The sequence below is a fragment of the Prauserella rugosa genome (genome assembly GCF_000719975.1).
Lineage (GTDB): Bacteria > Actinomycetota > Actinomycetes > Mycobacteriales > Pseudonocardiaceae > Prauserella > Prauserella rugosa.
Map to the genome: position 1 here is coordinate 218290 of NZ_JOIJ01000004.1, position 15967 is coordinate 234256.

Below are 15967 nucleotides of genomic sequence, written 5' to 3' on the forward strand. Positions count from 1 at the left end.
GTCGGCCGGTCTCGATTCGGACACAGTGGACGGGCAGAAGTTCAGCGTTGCTCAACATCCGTGCCACGTAGCGGCCAACGACGGCGACGAGACTGCGGGCCATGTCCCCTTCCGGTGTCTCCCGACGCTCCGTCCTGTCCGCCGCCGTCGCGACCCCTGCGGTCGTGGCAGCGTCCGGAACGGTCACCCCGACGTCCGCCGAGGCCGCGCAGACCGCCCAGACGTCCCGGAACCACGGTGCCGGCGACGGTGCCCGGTTCACGATCGCGGTCCTGCCGGACATCCAGTACCTCATCGACGAAGGCGGTTCGGACCACGAACCGGCGTTGGCGAGCCTGCGCTGGGCGGTGCGGGAGCGAGAAGCCCACAACATTGCGTTCCTCGCCCAGCTCGGTGACCTCACCGAACACGGGACCGAGGCCGAGATGCGCATCGCCGACAAGGTCTTCCGCACCGGGATCGACGGCAGGCTGCCCTACAGCGTCCTCGCGGGCAATCACGACGTCACCGACGACGACCAGCGCGGCGACACCCCGTACCTGCGCACGTTCGGACCGGACCGGTTCGCGAACTCGAGCACCTACGGTGGGTCGTCACCGGACGGCTACAACAGCTTCCACACCGTCGAAGGCGGCGGCCGTACGTGGCTGGTGCTCGCGCTCGACTGGCGCGTGTCGGACGCGGGAATCGGCTGGGCGCAAGGCGTTCTGGACCGCCACCCGACCCTGCCGACGATCCTGACGACGCACGACATCGTCTCGGCCGACGAATCCGGGGAGGCCACCCTCTCCGAGCACGGCAGGCATCTGTGGGACGGGTTGATCCGCGGCAACGACCAGATCTTCCTGGCGATGGGCGGGCACTACTGGCCGTGTGGTCGCACGACGCTCACCAACGACGCGGGCAACGCCGTCCACCTGCACATCACGAACTACCAGGACCGCTACTACGGCGGGGCGGGCATGCTGCGGACGTACGCGTTCGACCTCGCCCGCGGCCGCATCGACGTCGAGACGTTCTCGCCGTGGCTGCTGGACAAGAAGGATCCCACGCCGTTGGAGGCCGAGACGGTGGAACTGACCGGCGACGTCGACCGCTTCAGTATCGAGATCGCGTTCGCCGAGCGCTTCGCGGGGTTCGCCCCGCCCGAGAACCCGGAGCCGCGGCCGCCGTCGGAGATGCTCGTCGCCGGGACGGCCGCCTACTGGCGGTTCGACGACGCGGGTTTCGGTGCCGTGGCCGGCGACGGCACGCCGGTACGGAACGGTGCGCGCGCCCGTGACCTGTCGGGCAACGGCAACGACCTCGTCGCCGTGAGGCTGCACGACGGTCCGGCCGACGTGCTGACGTGGTCGGCCGGCCACCATGTCGGCGCCCCGGCACACGCGAGCCTGCGGTTCGACGGCGCCAAGGACCCCGACCGCGGCGCCGTGCTGCACACCCGGCGGGGAGCGCCGATCAACACGGCGAGGTTCGAAAGCGGCTACACCATCGAGACGTTCTTCCGGTTGCCGGATCCGTTCGAGGGCGATCACGCGTGGATGGGAATCCTCAGCTGGGAGGGCCGCGCGGGCGAGGCGGGCAAGGACGGCGGCTATTCCCCCGACGACGCCGTGTGCAGCCTCAACGTCACCAGCGAACGTTTCCTGCAGTACGTCGTGTACCCGACGTCGACCGACGACGACCCGACGTGCTGGAGCCACGCGATTCCCGTCGGCAGGTGGACGCACGTCGCGGTCGTCAACGACGGCAGGCGGACGGTGGTCTATGTGGACGGCTCGAGGATCACCCGCAACGCGGCGCAACGGTCGCAGGGGATCTCCACGGTCGGCAAACCGTTCGCGATCGGCGGCACCCAGTCGGGTGGACGGTTCGGGCAGGGTTTCTACGGCCACATCGGCGACACCCGCATCGTGTCGAGGGCCCTGTCGCCGCGGGAGTTCATGCTGCCGCGCTGACCGGTTCCGGCCGCCCCGCCCGCAAGGCGTGCGCGGGGCGGCACCGTCGGGCAGGATCGCGGCCGAGATCCGCACCGAGCCAGGAGGCACGCATGACGACACCGACCGTTCCGGAACCCGTGGCGGCGTTCATCGACCACGTCAACGCCCACGACAACGAGGCGTTCCTCGACTCCTTCACCGCCGACGGCTTCGTCGACGACTGGGGCAGGGTGTTCACCGGCCGCGACGAGATCGCGGCCTGGAGCGACAACGAGTTCATCGGCGCGCGTGGCACGCTCACGGTCGAGGAGGTCGACGTCACCGACGGCCTGATCACGGTCGTCGGCGACTGGCGTTCGAACCACGCCAACGGACGGTCGTCGTTCGCGTTAGAGACCGACGGAGACCGGATCACGTCGATGACGATCCGCGAGGGCTGACCTTCCCGCGCCGGGGCCGCACCGCGGCCATCGCCGCGACGCCGAGGGACACCAGTCCGACCGCGCGCGACAGGCGCACCGCACGGTCCAGATCGCTCACCCGGGGTGGCGGGCCGTCGCCCAGCGTGCCGCGGTCCTCCACCGCGCCGCCGTAGACGTTGGTGCCGCCGAGCCGCACGCCGAGCGCACCGGCGAACGCCGCCTCGACGGGACCGGCGTTGGGACTCGGATGCCGGTGGGCGTCGCGTCGCCAGGCCCGCAGTGCCTGCCGAGGACGTCCGCCCACGGCGGCCGCGGCCAGTGCCGACAGGCGCGAGGGCACCAGGTTGGCGATGTCGTCGCCGCGCGCGGCGGCCCAGCCGAACCGCTCGTAGCGCGCGTTGCGGTGTCCCACCATGGCGTCGAGCGTGTTCAGCGCGCGGTACCCCAGCAGCCCCGGAATCCCGGCCAGGCCTCCCCAGACCAGCGGTGCCACCACGGCGTCGGAGGTGTTCTCGGCGATCGACTCGGTGGCCGCGCGCGCCAGTCCCGTCTCGTCGAGGCCGGTGGCGTCGCGGCCGCACAGGTGGCCGAGCCGCGTGCGGGCCGCGGGCAGGTCGCCTGCGGCGAGGTGCCGGGTCATCGCCTCGCCCTCCCGCGCGAGGCCCGTGCCGCCGAGCACCGTCCACGTCGCGGCGGCCGTGCTCACGAACCTGGCCAGCGGCCTGCGCCGGGTGGCTCGTTGGAGCAGCGCACCGGCCGCGGTCGCCGCGCCCACGCACGCCCCCGCGTAGGCAGCGCCACGTAGCCGCGAGTCGGCCCACATGCGTCGTTCCACCGCACCGGCGGCCGTACCGAACAGCGCCACGGGGTGGCCGTGCCGAGGGTCACCGACCACGACGTCCGCCACGTACCCAGCGACGATCCCGGCGGCGGTGACAGCTTGAACACGGACCACAGCGCTCACCCTATCGAGTGGTCCAGAATGCCCCGCATGACGAATGATCCGAAGCGCCGACTCGCCCGGTTCGCGGCGGACCGCCTCGAGCGCGCGGCCGCCCGGCTCCGTGGCCTTGACGCCACCCGCAACGACGCGGACGGACCGGCCGGAGGCAGGACGCTCGTGCTCGGCGGCGTGCGCTCCGGCAAATCCCGCTACGCCGAACAGCTCGCCGCCCACCACCCGCACGTGACCTACATCGCGGCGGGAATGCCGCCGAGCGACGACGATCCCGAGTGGAGCGCCAGGGTCGCGGCCCACCGCGCACGCAGGCCCGCCCATTGGGGCACCGTCGAGACCGGTGACATCACGGCTGCGCTGCGTGAGGCCGACCGGCCCGTGCTCATCGACTGCCTCGGCACCTGGTTGACTCGGGTACTCGACGAGTCCGGCGCGTGGGAGCAGAGTGACGGCTGGCAGCAACGCGTGGACGAACGCCTCGGCGCGTTCGCCGACGCGTGGCGGCAGGCCGACGTCCCGGCCGTCGCGGTGAGCAACGAGGTCGGCAGCGGCGTCGTTCCCGCCGCCGCGTCCGGGCGGATCTTCCGCGACGTCCTCGGCGCGCTGAACACCGCCGTGGCCGCGCATTCCGACCACGTCCGGCTCGTCGTGGCCGGACGCGTCCTGACCCTCGACTAGGAGACGCCGTGGAGATCCCCTCTCTCGACGAACACGCACACGCCGAAGCCCTCGCGCAGCTGGACGGACTCGTCAAGCCCGTCGGCGCGCTGGGCAGGCTCGAGGAGCTGGCCGCGTGGCTGTGCGCGGTACACGGCACGGTGCCGCCGCGCCCCCTCGACGACGTGCGCGTCGTGGTGTTCGCAGGCGATCACGGGGTGTCGGTCTCCGGCGCGGTGTCGGCGTATCCGCGGCATCTGACCGCGGCGATGGTGCGGGTGTTCCTCGCGGGCGAGTCCGGCGTGAACGTGCTGGCTCGTGAGGTGGGCGCGCACGTCCGGGTGCTCGACATCGCGGTCGACGATCCGCTCGACGACGTCCCCGACGAGGTCCGCAGCCGCAAGATCCGCCGCGGCTCGGGCTCCATCGACGTGGCCGACGCGGTGACCGGCGACGAGGCACAGCGGGCCTTCGACGCGGGTGTCGCAGCCGCCGACGCCGAGATCGACGACGGCGCCGACCTGCTCATCCCCGGTGACATGGGCATCGGCAACACGACGATCGCCTCTGCGCTCGTGGCGGCGGTGCTCGGACTGCCCGCCGACGACGTCGTCGGCACCGGCACGGGGGTCGACGACGAAGGACGTGCCCGCAAGGTCGCCGTGCTGGAGCGGGCGTTGACGCGGCGCGCGATGCACGGCCCGATGGACACGCTGGCCTCCGTCGGCAGTGCGTGCGCGGCCGCGACGGCGGGGTTCCTCGTCCGTGCGGCGGCGCGGCGGGTTCCGGTCGTGCTGGACGGGGTGTTCCCGTGCGCGGCGGCGGTCCTGGCGCGGGAGATCGCGCCGGGAGCCGAACGCTGGTGGGTGGCCGGGCACCGGTCGACCGAACCGGCGCAAGCGTTTGCCCTGAAGGCACTCGGCCTCGACCCGATCCTCGACCTCGGACTGCGCCTCGGCGAGGGCAGCGGCGCGGTGCAGGCCGTTCCGCTGCTGCGCGGCGCGCGGGCGGTCCTCAGCGACATGGGACGGCTGGCCGACCTTGGCTGAACCGGCAGGCGGAGCCGGCGGTGTGGTCCGCGACGGACTGCGGATGGCGATCGGGACGCTGACCGCGTTGCCCGTACCCGCACCCGCGGCCATCGACCGCAGGGTCGCCGGCGCCGCGATGACGTTCGCCCCGCTCGCCGGGGCCGTGCTCGCCGTCGGGGCCGGGGTCGTCGTGGGCGTCGGCGGACTCCTCGGCCTGCCCGCGTTCGTCCTGGCTGTACTGGGCGTCGGAGTGGTGGCGCTGGCCACGCGTGGTCTGCACCTGGACGGGCTCGCCGACACGGCCGACGGCCTCGGTGCCTCCTACGACCGCGACCGCGCCCTCGAGATCATGCGGCGGGGTGATGCGGGCCCGACCGGTGTGGCGACGTTGCTGTTCGTCGTCGTCCTGCAGATCGCGGGACTGGCGGGTGCGACGGCGGCGGGAGCCGGGGTCGCCGCGGTGGTCGTCGCCGTCGTCGCGAGCCGGGTGGTGCTGCCGTTGTGCTGTACGCGGCTCGTGCCGTCGGCCAGGCCGGAGGGTCTCGGGGCGACGGTGTCCGGTTCGGTGGCGCTTCCCGTGGCGATCGGCGTCGCCGTCGCGGTCGCGGGCCTGTCGGCGCTGTCGGCTCTGGTGTCCGGACTGGCGTGGTGGCAGGCGCCCGTGGCGGTGGTCGTGGGCTGGGTCGCGGCCGGTGTGGTGCTGGCGCGATGCATCCGCAGGCTGGGCGGCATCACCGGCGACGTGCTCGGCGCGTGCGTCGAAACGGCCACAGCGGCGACCCTGGCCGTCCTGAGCATCTGACCACGCCCGTGTTGCGCCCTCCGGAGCGCGTGTTGCGGATTCCGGGGCCCGTGTTGCGGATTCAGGGAGGGCGGACGTCGCGTCAGAGGAGGGTCTTCAGCTCCGCGAGGAATCCGTCCATCTCGGAACGGACCGCGATGCGAAGCCAGTCGGGCCCCAGGCCGGGGAACGTGTCGGCCCTGCGCACCGCGTAACCGGCCGCCCGCAGCGCCAGGCGGATCTTCTCCCCTTCCGGGACGCGCACGAGCACGAACGGCGCCCTCGGTTCGCCGGCGACCTCCACTCCGAGCCCCCGTAGTCCGTCGACCAGCCGCAGCCGGTCGGCCTCCGCGGCGCGCGCCAACGCGGCGGCCTCGTCGACCGCGTGCTGCTCACTGCACGCGGCCATCGCGACCGCGGCCGGTGTCGACACCGACCACGGCGGCTGCACCGCCGCCAGCCGGTCGGCCACGTCCGGTTCGGCCAGCACGTAGCCGGCGCGCAACCCGGCGATCCCCCACGTCTTCGTCAGACTGCGGACCACGGCGATGCCGCGGATCCGTTCAGCGGCCAGGCTTTCCGGTTCGCCGGGCACCGCGTCGAGGAACGCCTCGTCCACGACGACAAGCCGTCCCGGCCGCACCAGTTCCCGGATCGCGGTCGCCGGGTGCAGCACCGAGGTCGGATTCGTCGGGTTGCCGACGACGACCAGGTCGGCCTCCTCCGGCACCAGACGGGGATCGAGCCGGTAGCCGTTCGCCGCATCGAGCACCACCCGCGTGACGTCGTGGCCGGCAGCCAGCAGCGCCGCTTCCGGCTCGGTGAACTGCGGGTGCACCACGACCGGCGACCGCGTGGGCCAGGCTCGTGCCAGCAGGGTGAACGCCTCCGCGCCGCCCGCGGTGGGCAGCACGTCCGAGGCCTGCCTGCCGTGCCGCGCGGCGACGGCGCTGCGCGCACCCTCGACGTCGGGATACGCGGCCACAGTGGACAGACTGTCGGTGAGCCGGGCGAGCAGCCAGTCCGGTGGGGCGCTCACCCGCACGTTCACGGCGAGGTCGACGAGCCCGTCACCGACCTCGCGGTCACCGTGATGCCACAGGTCCACCATCGGCGCTCACCCGCGTGCCCGGCGCCGCGCCGCACCGGCGAAGGCCCGTGCCAGCTCGGGATGTCCGGCCCAGTGGACGTGGAGGTAGGACGCGTGCAACGTCGGGGTGGCGAACCCCTCCGGCTCGTCGTGCCAGGTCCACGCGGGACTCGCGCCCGCGCGCGGCTCGACGACCGTGCGGTGGAACTCGTGGCCGCGTGCGGTGTCGCCTGCCGAGGCGAGCACGTTGTCGGAGGCCGACGTGGCCGTGCGGTATCCGAGCGCGCCGCGGCGCGTCATGCGGGCCGTGGCGTCGATCGCACCGACCATCGGCAGCCCGTCGAGCTCGCGGCACAGGTACAGCAGTCCGGCACACTCGGCCACCGCAGGCATACCGCCTGCCAGCGCCCGTGCGAGCGCCGCGCGCAGGGATTCGTTGGCCGACAACGCCTCCAGATGCGCCTCGGGGAATCCGCCGCCGAAGTAGACCCCGTGACAGTCCGCCGGCAATGTCGCCTCGTGCAACGGATCGAGGTCGACCACGTCGACCCCCAACGCGGCGAGCAGCTCGGTGTTCTCGGTGTAGCGGAACGTGAACGCCTCCCCCGCGGCCGCCGCCACCACCGCGCGGGGACCGTCCGGAGCCGCCCCGGCGACGTCCACGGGCGACCACGGCGTGCCGCCGAGCGCGGGCGCTTCGCGAGCCGCACGGACGATCGCGTCGAGGTCGACACCTCCGGCGATCCATTCAGCGAGCTTCGGCAACAGTTTCCGCGAATCGGTCTCCCGCTCGGCGGCCGGTACCAGGCCGAGGTGGCGACTCGGGGCGTGGATCTCGTCGCTGCGCCGCAACGCCCCGAGCACCGGAATGCCGGTCGGTGCGAGCGCACCGCGGATCTCGTCCTCGTGCCGCTGCGAACCGAGCTTGTTCAGGACGACGCCGGCCAGGTGAACCTGCGGGTCGTACCTGGCGAACCCGAGCACCAGCGCGGCGACACTGCGACTCGCCGCGCTCGCATCGACAACGAGGACCACCGGTGCCTGCACGAGCTTGGCGACGTGCGCGGTCGAGGCATAGCCGTCGGTGCCGAGTGCACCGTCGAACAGGCCCATGACGCCTTCGATCACGGCGACCTCGGCACCGGCCGAACCGTGCAACAGCAACGGCACGAGCCGGTCCTCACCCTGCAGGAAGGGATCCAGGTTGCGCGGCGGCCTGCCCGTGGCCATCGCGTGATAGCCGGGATCGATGTAGTCGGGACCCACCTTGTGCCCCGACACGGCGGTGCCGCGCGCCCGCAACGCGGCCATCAGTCCGGTCGCGACCGTCGTCTTGCCGTGCCCGGACCCGGGAGCGGCGACGACGACGCGCGCTACCACTCGATGCCCCGCTGTCCTTTTTGGCCGGCGTCCATCGGATGCTTCACCTTGGACATCTCGGCGACCAGATCGGCGGCCTCCAGGAGAGCCTCCGGAGCGTTGCGCCCGGTGATCACCACGTGCTGCCGTCCCGGTCGCTGCTGCAACGTGGACACGACGTCGTCGGTGTCGATCCACCCCCAGTGCAACGGGTAGGTGAACTCGTCGAGCACGTAGAAGTCGTGCGTCTGTTCGGCGAGCCTGCGCTTGATCTCCGCCCAGCCCTCACGGGCGTTCTCGGCGTGGTCCTCCTCGGTTCCCTTCTTGCGGGACCAGCTCCAGCCCTCGCCCATCTTGTGCCATTCGACCGGGCCACCCTGACCCGATTCGCCGAGCGTGCGCAGGGCGTTCTCCTCGCCCACCCGCCACTTGGCCGACTTGACGAACTGGAACACACCGATGTTCCAGCCCTGGTTCCACGCGCGCAGCGCCATACCGAAGGCCGCGGTGGACTTGCCCTTCATCGGTCCCGTGTGGACGGCGACGATCGGGCGGTTGCGCCGCTGCCGCGTGGTCAGTCCGTCGTCCGGCACCGTCGCCGGCTTACCCTGCGGCATCAGGCCGCCCTCCGTTTCACCTCGTCCGTCAGCGTCTCCGCCGCCACATCACCGAGCGCCACGTGCTCGGCCCCGAGCCGGCCGGCCAGCGTGGCCGCCAGCCCGAGCCGCATCCGTCCCGACTCGCAGTCCATGACCACACTGGACACCCCGGTGCGGGCGATCGCGTCCGCGGCCGCGTGTGCGCGCGCCAACGCCTCGGGACCGCTCGTGGCCCTGCCGTCGGTCACCACGACCAGCAGCGGACGTCGGTTCCCGTCCCGCAGCGCCTCGACACGCAACACCTCGGCGGCCCGCGTGAGTCCCTCGGCCAGCGGCGTGCGGCCACCCGTGGGCAGTTGTTCCAACCTCGCCGCCGCGACGTCGACGCTGCCGGTGGGGGGCAACGCCACCTCGGCCTCCGAGGCGCGGAACGTCACGAGCCCGACCTTGTCGCGCCGCTGGTAGGCATCGAGCAGCAGCGACAGCACGGCCGTCTTCACCTCGCGCATCCGCGACTTCGCGCCCATCGACCCCGACGCGTCCACGCACAGCAGAACGAGGTTGCCCTCCTTGCCCTCCTTGCGGGCGTACCGCAGATCACGGGGAAGGACGACGAGCCCGCCGCCGTCGCGCGCGCCGCGCCGGGGACGCTGCCGCGCGGCGGCACGCAGGGTCGCGACCAGGTGCGCCGATCCCGCCGATCCCACCGACCTCGACGAGCCGGAGCGGCGACCCTCCGGCAACACGCCGACGGTGCGGCCCCGCTCGCCCTCCGCGCGGGAACGCCTGCCGTCGGCACCCGTTCCGGCGCCCTGGACGGTGAACAGCTTGGCCCGGTACGGCGCCTCGGCACCGACCCGCTGCTGCTTGCGCGGCGCCGTGCCGTCCTCGCCGTCTCCGGCCGGTTCTCCCGTGTCCCCCGTCGGCCGGGACCCGTCGCCACGTCCTCCGGAGTCGGTTCCGGCCTCGTCCCCCGGATCGGGCGCGCCGCCACCGGGGCCGTCGTCGTCCGGGCCGTCCGGGTCGTCGGGCCCGCCACCGGAATCACCGGAATCACCCGAGTCGCCGGAGTCGCCGGAGTCCCCGTCGGGATCGGTCTCGGGTGGCTGCGCGTTGCGCAACGCCTCCTCGAGCTGGTCGGAATCGATCCCGGGTGCGTCGAACGGGTTCCGCCGCCTGCGGTGCGGCAGCGCCAGCCGTGCCGCCACCCGAATGTCCTCTGTGGATACCGTGTCGCGGCCGCACCAGGCGGCGTGCGCGGCTGCGGTGCGCGCGGTGACGATGTCGGCACGCATGCCGTCGACCTCGAAGGCGGCGCACACCTCGGCGATCTGCAGCAGGGCCTCGTCGGTCAGCGTCACCGAGGGCAGCAGATCACGGGCGGCGGCGATGTCGGCGGCCAGCGCGGCGTCGTCGTCGGCGTACCCGGCGGCGAAGGCGTCCGGATCGGCTTCGTAGGCGAGCCGCCTGCGCACGACCTCGACACGTTCGGCGGCGTCCCTGCTCGAGGCGACCTCCACCGTCAGGCCGAAGCGGTCGAGCAGCTGCGGCCGCAGCTCCCCCTCCTCGGGGTTCATCGTTCCGATGAGGACGAACCGCGCGGCGTGGGACACCGACACGCCTTCGCGTTCCACCGTGACCCTGCCCATGGCCGCGGCGTCGAGGAGCGTGTCGACGAGGTGGTCGTGCAGCAGGTTGACCTCGTCGACGTACAGCATGCCGCGGTGCGCGCCCGCCAGCAGGCCGGGCTGGAAGTCGGTCGTGCCGTCCCGCAGCGCGCGTTCCAGGTCCAGCGAGCCGACGACCCGCTCCTCGGCGGCACCGACCGGGAGTTCGACGAGCCGGGCTGGACGTCGCGCCTCCTCGGGCGTCCCGTGTGGACCGTCGGGGCAGGAGTCGTCGGGTGCGGCGGGATCGCAGGAGAACCGGCAGCCGTCGACGACGTCCACATCGGGCAGCAGACCGGCGAGGGCGCGCACCATCGTGGACTTCGCGGTGCCCTTCTCGCCGCGCACGAGGACCCCGCCGATGGAAGGTGAGATCGTGCACAGCAGAAGTGCCAGACGGAGCTCGGCCATACCGACGACTGCCGTGAACGGATACGGCCGCATGCACACTCCCTTGCTCGACGGCGGGTTTCCACGCCCACCGGGTTTTCACCACGCAAGCATTCGCACGGCCGCCGAAGCTCTGACTCCCGGCCGCACGCGACCGGTCACAGTGGCGGGACCGTCCCGGATTCGCACCGGGTTCCACGGCGACCACGCATGCGCATCATCGCACAGGTTCCACCGGACGCGGGTGTTCGTCGGAACACAACTACCGTGGCCGATCGTGACGATCACCGTGGTGGGCATCGGGGCGGACGGCTGGGACGGGATGTCCCCGGAGGGCCGCGCCGAGCTCGAGACATGCGATGTGCTGGTCGGTGGGCAGAGGCAGCTCGACCTCGTGCCGGAAGGGACCTACGAGAAGCGCCCCTGGCCCAGTCCGCTGCTGCCCGCGCTCGACGAGCTGCTGGCCGAGCTGCGGGGACGGCGCGTCGGGGTGCTGGCCAGCGGCGATCCGCTGCTGTCCGGCATCGGCGGGACGCTCGTGCGCAGGCTCGGTGCCGACGCGGTGCACATCGTGCCCGCGGTGTCGTCGGTGACGCTGGCCCGCGCCCGGCTGGGCTGGACGGCCGAGGAGACCGAGGTCGTCAGCGCCGTGGGCCGCGACGTTCGGGCCGTCCTGCGCGTGCTCGCACCCCGCAGGCGCGTGCTGGTGCTCAGCACCGGTGCCGAGACGCCACGCGAGCTGGCGCGGCTACTGTCCGACCACGGATTCGGCGACAGCGCGATGACCGTGCTCGAGAACCTCGGCGGCGCCGGCGAACGCCGCATCGACGCCGCGGCACGCGACTGGGACGAGGCGGCACCGCCCGCGATCGCCCCGCTCAACGTCGTCGCCATCGAGTGCGTGGGCACGGCGTACTCGCTGGTCGCAGGGCTGCCGGACGAGGCCTTCGAGCACGACGGCCAGCTGACCAAGCGCGACCTGCGCGCAAGCGCGTTGGCCCGGCTCGCGCCCACACCGGGCGAGGTGCTCTGGGACGTGGGCGCGGGGGCGGGCAGCGTCGCCGTCGAATGGTGCCGCGTGCACGCGGCCAACCGGGCGATCGCCGTCGAGTCCCGGCAGGACCGCGGGGAACGCATCGCCCGCAACGCAGGCAACCTCGGCGTGCCGCACGTGCGCGTCGTCACCGGCCGGGCCCCCGAGGCGCTCGCCGACCTGGACCGGCCCGACGCCGTGTTCGTCGGCGGCGGCGTCGCGGGCGAGGGCGTGCTCACGACGTGCTGGCACGCGTTGCGTCCGGGTGGCAGGCTCGTCGCCCACGGCGTGACGCTCGAAGCGGAGCGGGTCCTCGCCGAGCAGTACGCCAGCCTCGGCGGAGAGCTGACCAGGATCTCGGTGGAACGAGCCGCGCCACTGGGCGGCCTCACCGGATGGACGCCCGCCCGGGCCGTGACGCAATGGAGTGTGAACAAGCAGCCATGACCTCACCGACAGCGCATCCTGCCCAGGCAGCGCGAGCGACCGTGCATTTCATCGGCGCGGGCCCGGGGGCGGCCGACCTGATCACCGTGCGCGGTCAGCAGCTGCTCGCCCGCTGCGGCGTGTGCCTGTACCCGGGCAGCCTCACCCCGACCGACCTGCTGGCGCACTGCCCGCCCGGAGCGAGGCTGGTCGACACCGCCGACCTGACGCTCGACGACATCGTCGACACGCTGGTCCAGGCCTGCCGGGACGGACACGACGTGGCCCGGCTGTGCTCCGGTGACCCGGCCGTGTACAGCGCCGTCGCCGAGCAGATGCGCCGTCTCGACGCCGCGGACGTGCCCTACGACGTCACGCCGGGAGTGCCCGCCTTCTCGGCGGCGGCCGCGGTACTGGGACGCGAACTGACGGTGCCGACCGTCGGCCAGAGCCTGGTCCTGACCAGGGCGCAGGCACGGTCGACGTCGATGCCCGACGGCGAGGAACTCGCCACCTTCGCCAAGTCCGGCACGACGCTTGCCCTGCACCTGGCGGTCAACCGGGTCGAGCAGGTGGTCGACGAGCTGCTGCCGCACTACGGTGCGGACTGCCCCGCCGCGGTGGTGGCCAAGGCGACGCAACCGGGCGAGACCGTGCTGCGCGGCACGCTCGGCGACATCGCCGGTCAGGTGCGGGACGCCGGGGTGAACCGCGCGGCGATGATCTTCGTCGGCAGGGTGCTCGCCGCCGAGAACTTCCCCGACAGCTTCCTGTACTCGCCGGGCAGGGAGCGGCACGCGCCCGGCGATCCCTACTGCGAGAACGGGGGCCAGCCCCACTGACCGTGCCGCCCTTCATCGCCAGGGTGGAGGTATGACGGGCGAGGTACTGGACGGCGGGTGGCTCCTGCCACTGCTGGCACTGGCCGTGCTGGCCGACGGTCCGCTGCCGTTCCTGCCGAGCGAACCGCTGCTGCTGTCGTCGGTGGCCTGGGCAGGCGGCGCCGGCGACGGTGGGCGGATCGCCGCGGTGGCGGCAGCGGCCTTCGTCGGCTCCGTCGTGGGCGATGCCGTGCTGTACGTGCTGGGGCGGAGTTCGCATCGGTTCCTGCGGGGCAGACGCGACGGCACATGGGTGCGCAGGCACCTGCACCGCAGGCCGGTGCTGACCCTCGTGGCCGTCCGATTCCTACCGGGTGGCCGGCTGGTGAGCGTCGCGGCAGCGGGCCGCGTCCGGCTGGGCGTGCGGCGGTTCGTGCCCGCGACGCTCACCAGTTCCGCGGTGTGGTGCGGCTACATGACCGGCATGGGACTGCTCATCGCCCCGCTCACCCGCGGCGATCCACTGTGGTCGCTGCTCGCGGGCCTCGGCATGGCCGCGGTCATCGGACTCGTCGGCGAGTCCGCCCGGCGCCTCGCCGGTCGGGTGCGGACGCCCGCGACGGCACCGCCGCGTCCAACGCATGCAGCGCTGCCCACTGCCGTGCGGTGAGCTCACGCGGCAATGCCGCGGGATCCACGTCGTGCTCGGCGAGCCACCGGCGTACCGCGATGCGATTGCCCAGCCGCCGCACCAGGATCGCCTCGATGCCTCGGCCGGCCCCGGTGAACACGGCGTGGACCAGATCGGCGTAGGCGCGGCGCTGCGATTCCGGCACGAGCGGCTCCCGCCTGCGGTGCACGGTCAGCAAGCCGCCGTCGACGTCCGGGCGTGGGCGGAAGGCCGACGCGGCCACCCGCCGGTCCAGGGCGAACTCGAACCACGGCCACCACTGGGCCGTCATCATGCTCGCCCCGCCCACCGCGGCCCTGCGCCGCGCGACCTCCCACTGCACGAGCAGCACCGCGTCCGTCCAGTGCCCGGAGGCGAGTATCCGGCGGAGCATGCCGGTGGTGCGGTGGAAGGGAAGGTTGCCGACCAGCACGTGCCGGGCCCTGGGCAGGGCGAAGCCGCCGAAGTCGGCGCGGACGACGCGGGTGCCGGCTCCCACGCGGTCGCGGAGCCTCGCGGCGAGCCGGTCGTCGATCTCGACCGCCGTGATCTGCCTGCCGAGCGTTTCGAGCGGGATCGTGAGGGCGCCCGCACCGGCGCCGATCTCGACGATCGGGCCTTCGGTACGGGCGACGAGGTCGACGATGCGGGTGATCGTCGGCCGATCGGTGAGGAAGTTCTGGCCGAGCTCGTGCCGGCCACCATGACGGGACATGAGGGTGCTTCTCCGGATGCCGTGGGGTGAGCCGGGCAGCACGACCTCGCCGCCCGGCGGGACCTGCCGGCGGCGGCCACGGTGAACACGCTGCTGCGCGCCGCTCGGCGTCTCATGCGCCGGCGGGGCGTCGAATCGCAGGTGGGGCCGCCGCCTATGCGCGGCGCAGCCGCGCGAACACGGCGACGGAGAGAGCACCCATGGACATGGCCTCACCGTAGCGAGCGGCCCGCCCCCCGGGCGAGCGGATTTTCAAGCCCCCAAGGGCCCCATAGTCGCGTTGAACGCGACTATGGGGCCCTTGGGAGTTTTCCTCGGTGGGTCAGCCGGCGCGGCCGACGATGGTGCCGCCGCGGTCGACGGCGACGACGTCCACGGTCACCGGAGCTTCGCCCAGCACCGCGGACGCCTCGTGCCGCGCCTTCCTCGCCACCAGGTCGCCGAGGTTCAGGCCCGCCGCGTCGGCGATCTCCCACGCGTGCAACGCCGTGTTGGCGGCGCGGATCGGTTCGGCCAGGTCGTCCCGGCCCGCCTCCTGCGCGATCCGGGCCAACAAGCCCAGGTCGACCTGGGAGCGTTTCGAATGCAGGTCCAAATGGCCCGCGGCGAGCTTCGAGAGCTTGGCGAATCCGCCCGCGAGCGTCAGCCTGGGCACCGGATTCCTGCGCAGGTACTTCAGCACGGCGCCTGCGAAATCGCCCATGTCGAGCAACGCCGTGTCGGGCAGGTCGTAGAGCTCCTGCACGACGCGTTCCGACGTGGACCCGACCGCACCGGCCACGTGGTCGTGCCCGAGCGCGCGGGCGACGTCGACCCCGCGCCGGATGCTGTCGATCCACGCCGAGCACGAGTACGGCACCACCACGCCCGTCGTGCCCAGCACCGACAGTCCGCCGATGATGCCGAGGCGCGGATTCCATGTGTGCCGCGCCATCTCCTCGCCGCCGTCGATGGAGATCTCGACGACCACGTCGGCCGGCTCACCGTGGTCGGCGGCGACCCGCTGGACCGCCTCGGTCATGAGGCTGCGCGGCACCGGGTTGATGGCCGGCTCGCCGACGTCCAGCGGCAGCCCCGGCAGCGTCACCGTCCCGACGCCGGGGCCCGCGCGGAACGTCACCCCGCTGCCCGGCGCTCCGCGCCGCACGGTCGAGATCACCAGTGCGCCGTGGGTGACGTCCGGATCGTCGCCGGCGTCCTTGACGACCCCGGCGCTGGCCTCGTCGTCGCCGAGCCGTTCGGTGGCCAGGGCGAACGACGGCCGCCGCCCCTTCGGCAGGCGCACCTCGACCGGGTCGGGAAAGTGCCCGGTCACCAGCGCCGTGTACGCCGCGGTGGTGGCCGCGGTCGCACATGCACCGGTCGTCCAGCCGTATCGGAGCTCGGTCACACGATCAACTCAGTCACA

15 protein-coding genes and 1 riboswitch are annotated in these 15967 nt (G+C 73.0%); of the genes, 8 read left to right on the plus strand and 7 right to left on the minus strand.

Annotation, left to right across the window (positions count from 1 at the left end; all coding sequences use genetic code 11):
- Nucleotides 1-101 precede the first annotated feature (101 nt).
- Together IF64_RS0107770 and IF64_RS0107775 are read left to right on the plus strand one after the other, a co-directional pair.
- The gene (locus IF64_RS0107770; protein ID WP_030531347.1) at nt 102-1958 is read left to right on the plus strand and encodes a laminin G domain-containing metallophosphoesterase family protein; all 1857 of its coding nucleotides are present in this window, start codon (nt 102-104) and stop codon (nt 1956-1958) included.
- Nucleotides 1959-2050: 92 nt separating this feature from the next.
- Complete coding sequence (locus IF64_RS0107775) at nt 2051-2380, plus strand: Cif family virulence factor (RefSeq protein WP_030531348.1); 330 nt, start codon at nt 2051-2053, stop codon at nt 2378-2380.
- On the opposite strand, the gene IF64_RS0107780 is transcribed toward IF64_RS0107775, so the two are convergent.
- Nucleotides 2352-3317, minus strand: a complete 966-nt coding sequence (locus tag IF64_RS0107780; RefSeq protein ID WP_051757550.1) for a cobalamin biosynthesis protein — start codon at nt 3315-3317, stop codon at nt 2352-2354. The genes IF64_RS0107775 and IF64_RS0107780 overlap by 29 nt on opposite strands.
- Before the next feature lie 36 nt (nt 3318-3353).
- Here IF64_RS0107780 and IF64_RS0107785 point away from each other — a divergent pair, with 36 nt between their 5' ends.
- Genes IF64_RS0107785 through IF64_RS0107795 form a run of 3 tightly spaced genes read left to right on the plus strand, consistent with a single transcriptional unit; the run spans nt 3354 to nt 5810 of the window.
- Nucleotides 3354-3998: a bifunctional adenosylcobinamide kinase/adenosylcobinamide-phosphate guanylyltransferase gene (locus tag IF64_RS0107785; RefSeq protein ID WP_030531350.1), complete on the plus strand. Its 645-nt coding sequence runs from the start codon at nt 3354-3356 to the stop codon at nt 3996-3998.
- Between the two features lie 8 nt (nt 3999-4006).
- Entirely contained in the window at nt 4007-5026 is a 1020-nt protein-coding gene (cobT, locus tag IF64_RS0107790; RefSeq protein ID WP_030531351.1) for a nicotinate-nucleotide--dimethylbenzimidazole phosphoribosyltransferase, read from the plus strand.
- A 22-nt stretch (nt 5027-5048) separates the two neighbouring features.
- On the plus strand, nt 5049-5810 hold the full coding sequence (locus IF64_RS0107795; protein ID WP_030531352.1) for an adenosylcobinamide-GDP ribazoletransferase: 762 nt from the start codon (nt 5049-5051) through the stop codon (nt 5808-5810).
- Between the two features lie 82 nt (nt 5811-5892).
- On the opposite strand, the gene cobC is transcribed toward IF64_RS0107795, so the two are convergent.
- Genes cobC through IF64_RS0107815 form a run of 4 tightly spaced genes read right to left on the minus strand, consistent with a single transcriptional unit; the run spans nt 5893 to nt 10948 of the window.
- The gene (cobC, locus tag IF64_RS0107800) at nt 5893-6900 is read right to left on the minus strand and encodes an Rv2231c family histidinol phosphate aminotransferase CobC (protein ID WP_030531353.1); all 1008 of its coding nucleotides are present in this window, start codon (nt 6898-6900) and stop codon (nt 5893-5895) included.
- Between the two features lie 6 nt (nt 6901-6906).
- A complete protein-coding gene (locus IF64_RS0107805; protein WP_030531354.1) occupies nt 6907-8259 on the minus strand; it encodes a cobyrinic acid a,c-diamide synthase CobB in 1353 nt (450 codons plus the stop codon).
- Entirely contained in the window at nt 8253-8855 is a 603-nt protein-coding gene (gene cobO / locus IF64_RS0107810) for a cob(I)yrinic acid a,c-diamide adenosyltransferase (RefSeq protein WP_030531355.1), read from the minus strand. The genes IF64_RS0107805 and cobO overlap by 7 nt, the downstream gene beginning before the upstream one ends.
- A complete protein-coding gene (locus tag IF64_RS0107815; protein WP_030531356.1) occupies nt 8855-10948 on the minus strand; it encodes a putative cobaltochelatase in 2094 nt (697 codons plus the stop codon). The genes cobO and IF64_RS0107815 overlap by 1 nt, the downstream gene beginning before the upstream one ends.
- Nucleotides 10949-11010: 62 nt before the next feature.
- Nucleotides 11011-11104: riboswitch (adenosylcobalamin (AdoCbl) riboswitch) on the minus strand.
- Nucleotides 11105-11171: 67 nt separating this feature from the next.
- On the opposite strand from IF64_RS0107815, the gene cbiE reads away from it, so the two are divergent.
- From cbiE to IF64_RS0107830, 3 genes are read left to right on the plus strand one after another with little or no spacing between them, the layout of a single operon-like run.
- Nucleotides 11172-12374 (plus strand): precorrin-6y C5,15-methyltransferase (decarboxylating) subunit CbiE, encoded by a 1203-nt coding sequence (gene cbiE, locus IF64_RS0107820; protein ID WP_281292275.1) that lies wholly within the window; start codon nt 11172-11174, stop codon nt 12372-12374.
- A complete protein-coding gene (gene cobM / locus IF64_RS0107825) occupies nt 12371-13195 on the plus strand; it encodes a precorrin-4 C(11)-methyltransferase (protein ID WP_051757552.1) in 825 nt (274 codons plus the stop codon). The genes cbiE and cobM overlap by 4 nt, the downstream gene beginning before the upstream one ends.
- Before the next feature lie 31 nt (nt 13196-13226).
- Nucleotides 13227-13844 carry a DedA family protein gene (locus tag IF64_RS0107830; protein WP_030531359.1) on the plus strand — a complete coding sequence of 206 codons (618 nt, stop codon included), beginning with the start codon at nt 13227-13229 and terminating at the stop codon, nt 13842-13844.
- Here IF64_RS0107830 and erm read toward each other — a convergent pair.
- Nucleotides 13735-14559, minus strand: a complete 825-nt coding sequence (gene erm / locus IF64_RS0107835) for a 23S ribosomal RNA methyltransferase Erm (protein ID WP_051757553.1) — start codon at nt 14557-14559, stop codon at nt 13735-13737. The genes IF64_RS0107830 and erm overlap by 110 nt on opposite strands.
- A gap of 322 nt (nt 14560-14881) precedes the next feature.
- Nucleotides 14882-15949: a cobalt-precorrin-5B (C(1))-methyltransferase gene (locus IF64_RS0107840; RefSeq protein WP_030531361.1), complete on the minus strand. Its 1068-nt coding sequence runs from the start codon at nt 15947-15949 to the stop codon at nt 14882-14884.
- Between the last annotated feature and the right edge of the window lie 18 nt (nt 15950-15967).

What these genes read in the sequence shown, in the direction of transcription:
- IF64_RS0107770 (WP_030531347.1), top strand. Translation starts at nt 102, where the DNA reads ATGTCCCCTTCCGGTGTCTCCCGACGCTCCGTCCTGTCCGCCGCCGTC.
- IF64_RS0107775 (WP_030531348.1), top strand. Translation starts at nt 2,051, where the DNA reads ATGACGACACCGACCGTTCCGGAACCCGTGGCGGCGTTCATCGACCAC.
- IF64_RS0107785 (WP_030531350.1), top strand. Translation starts at nt 3,354, where the DNA reads ATGACGAATGATCCGAAGCGCCGACTCGCCCGGTTCGCGGCGGACCGC.
- cobC (WP_030531353.1), bottom strand. Translation starts at nt 6,900, where the DNA reads ATGGTGGACCTGTGGCATCACGGTGACCGCGAGGTCGGTGACGGGCTC.
- cobO (WP_030531355.1), bottom strand. Translation starts at nt 8,855, where the DNA reads ATGCCGCAGGGTAAGCCGGCGACGGTGCCGGACGACGGACTGACCACG.
- IF64_RS0107815 (WP_030531356.1), bottom strand. Translation starts at nt 10,948, where the DNA reads ATGCGGCCGTATCCGTTCACGGCAGTCGTCGGTATGGCCGAGCTCCGT.
- cobM (WP_051757552.1), top strand. Translation starts at nt 12,371, where the DNA reads ATGACCTCACCGACAGCGCATCCTGCCCAGGCAGCGCGAGCGACCGTG.
- IF64_RS0107830 (WP_030531359.1), top strand. Translation starts at nt 13,227, where the DNA reads ATGACGGGCGAGGTACTGGACGGCGGGTGGCTCCTGCCACTGCTGGCA.
- erm (WP_051757553.1), bottom strand. Translation starts at nt 14,559, where the DNA reads ATGTCCCGTCATGGTGGCCGGCACGAGCTCGGCCAGAACTTCCTCACC.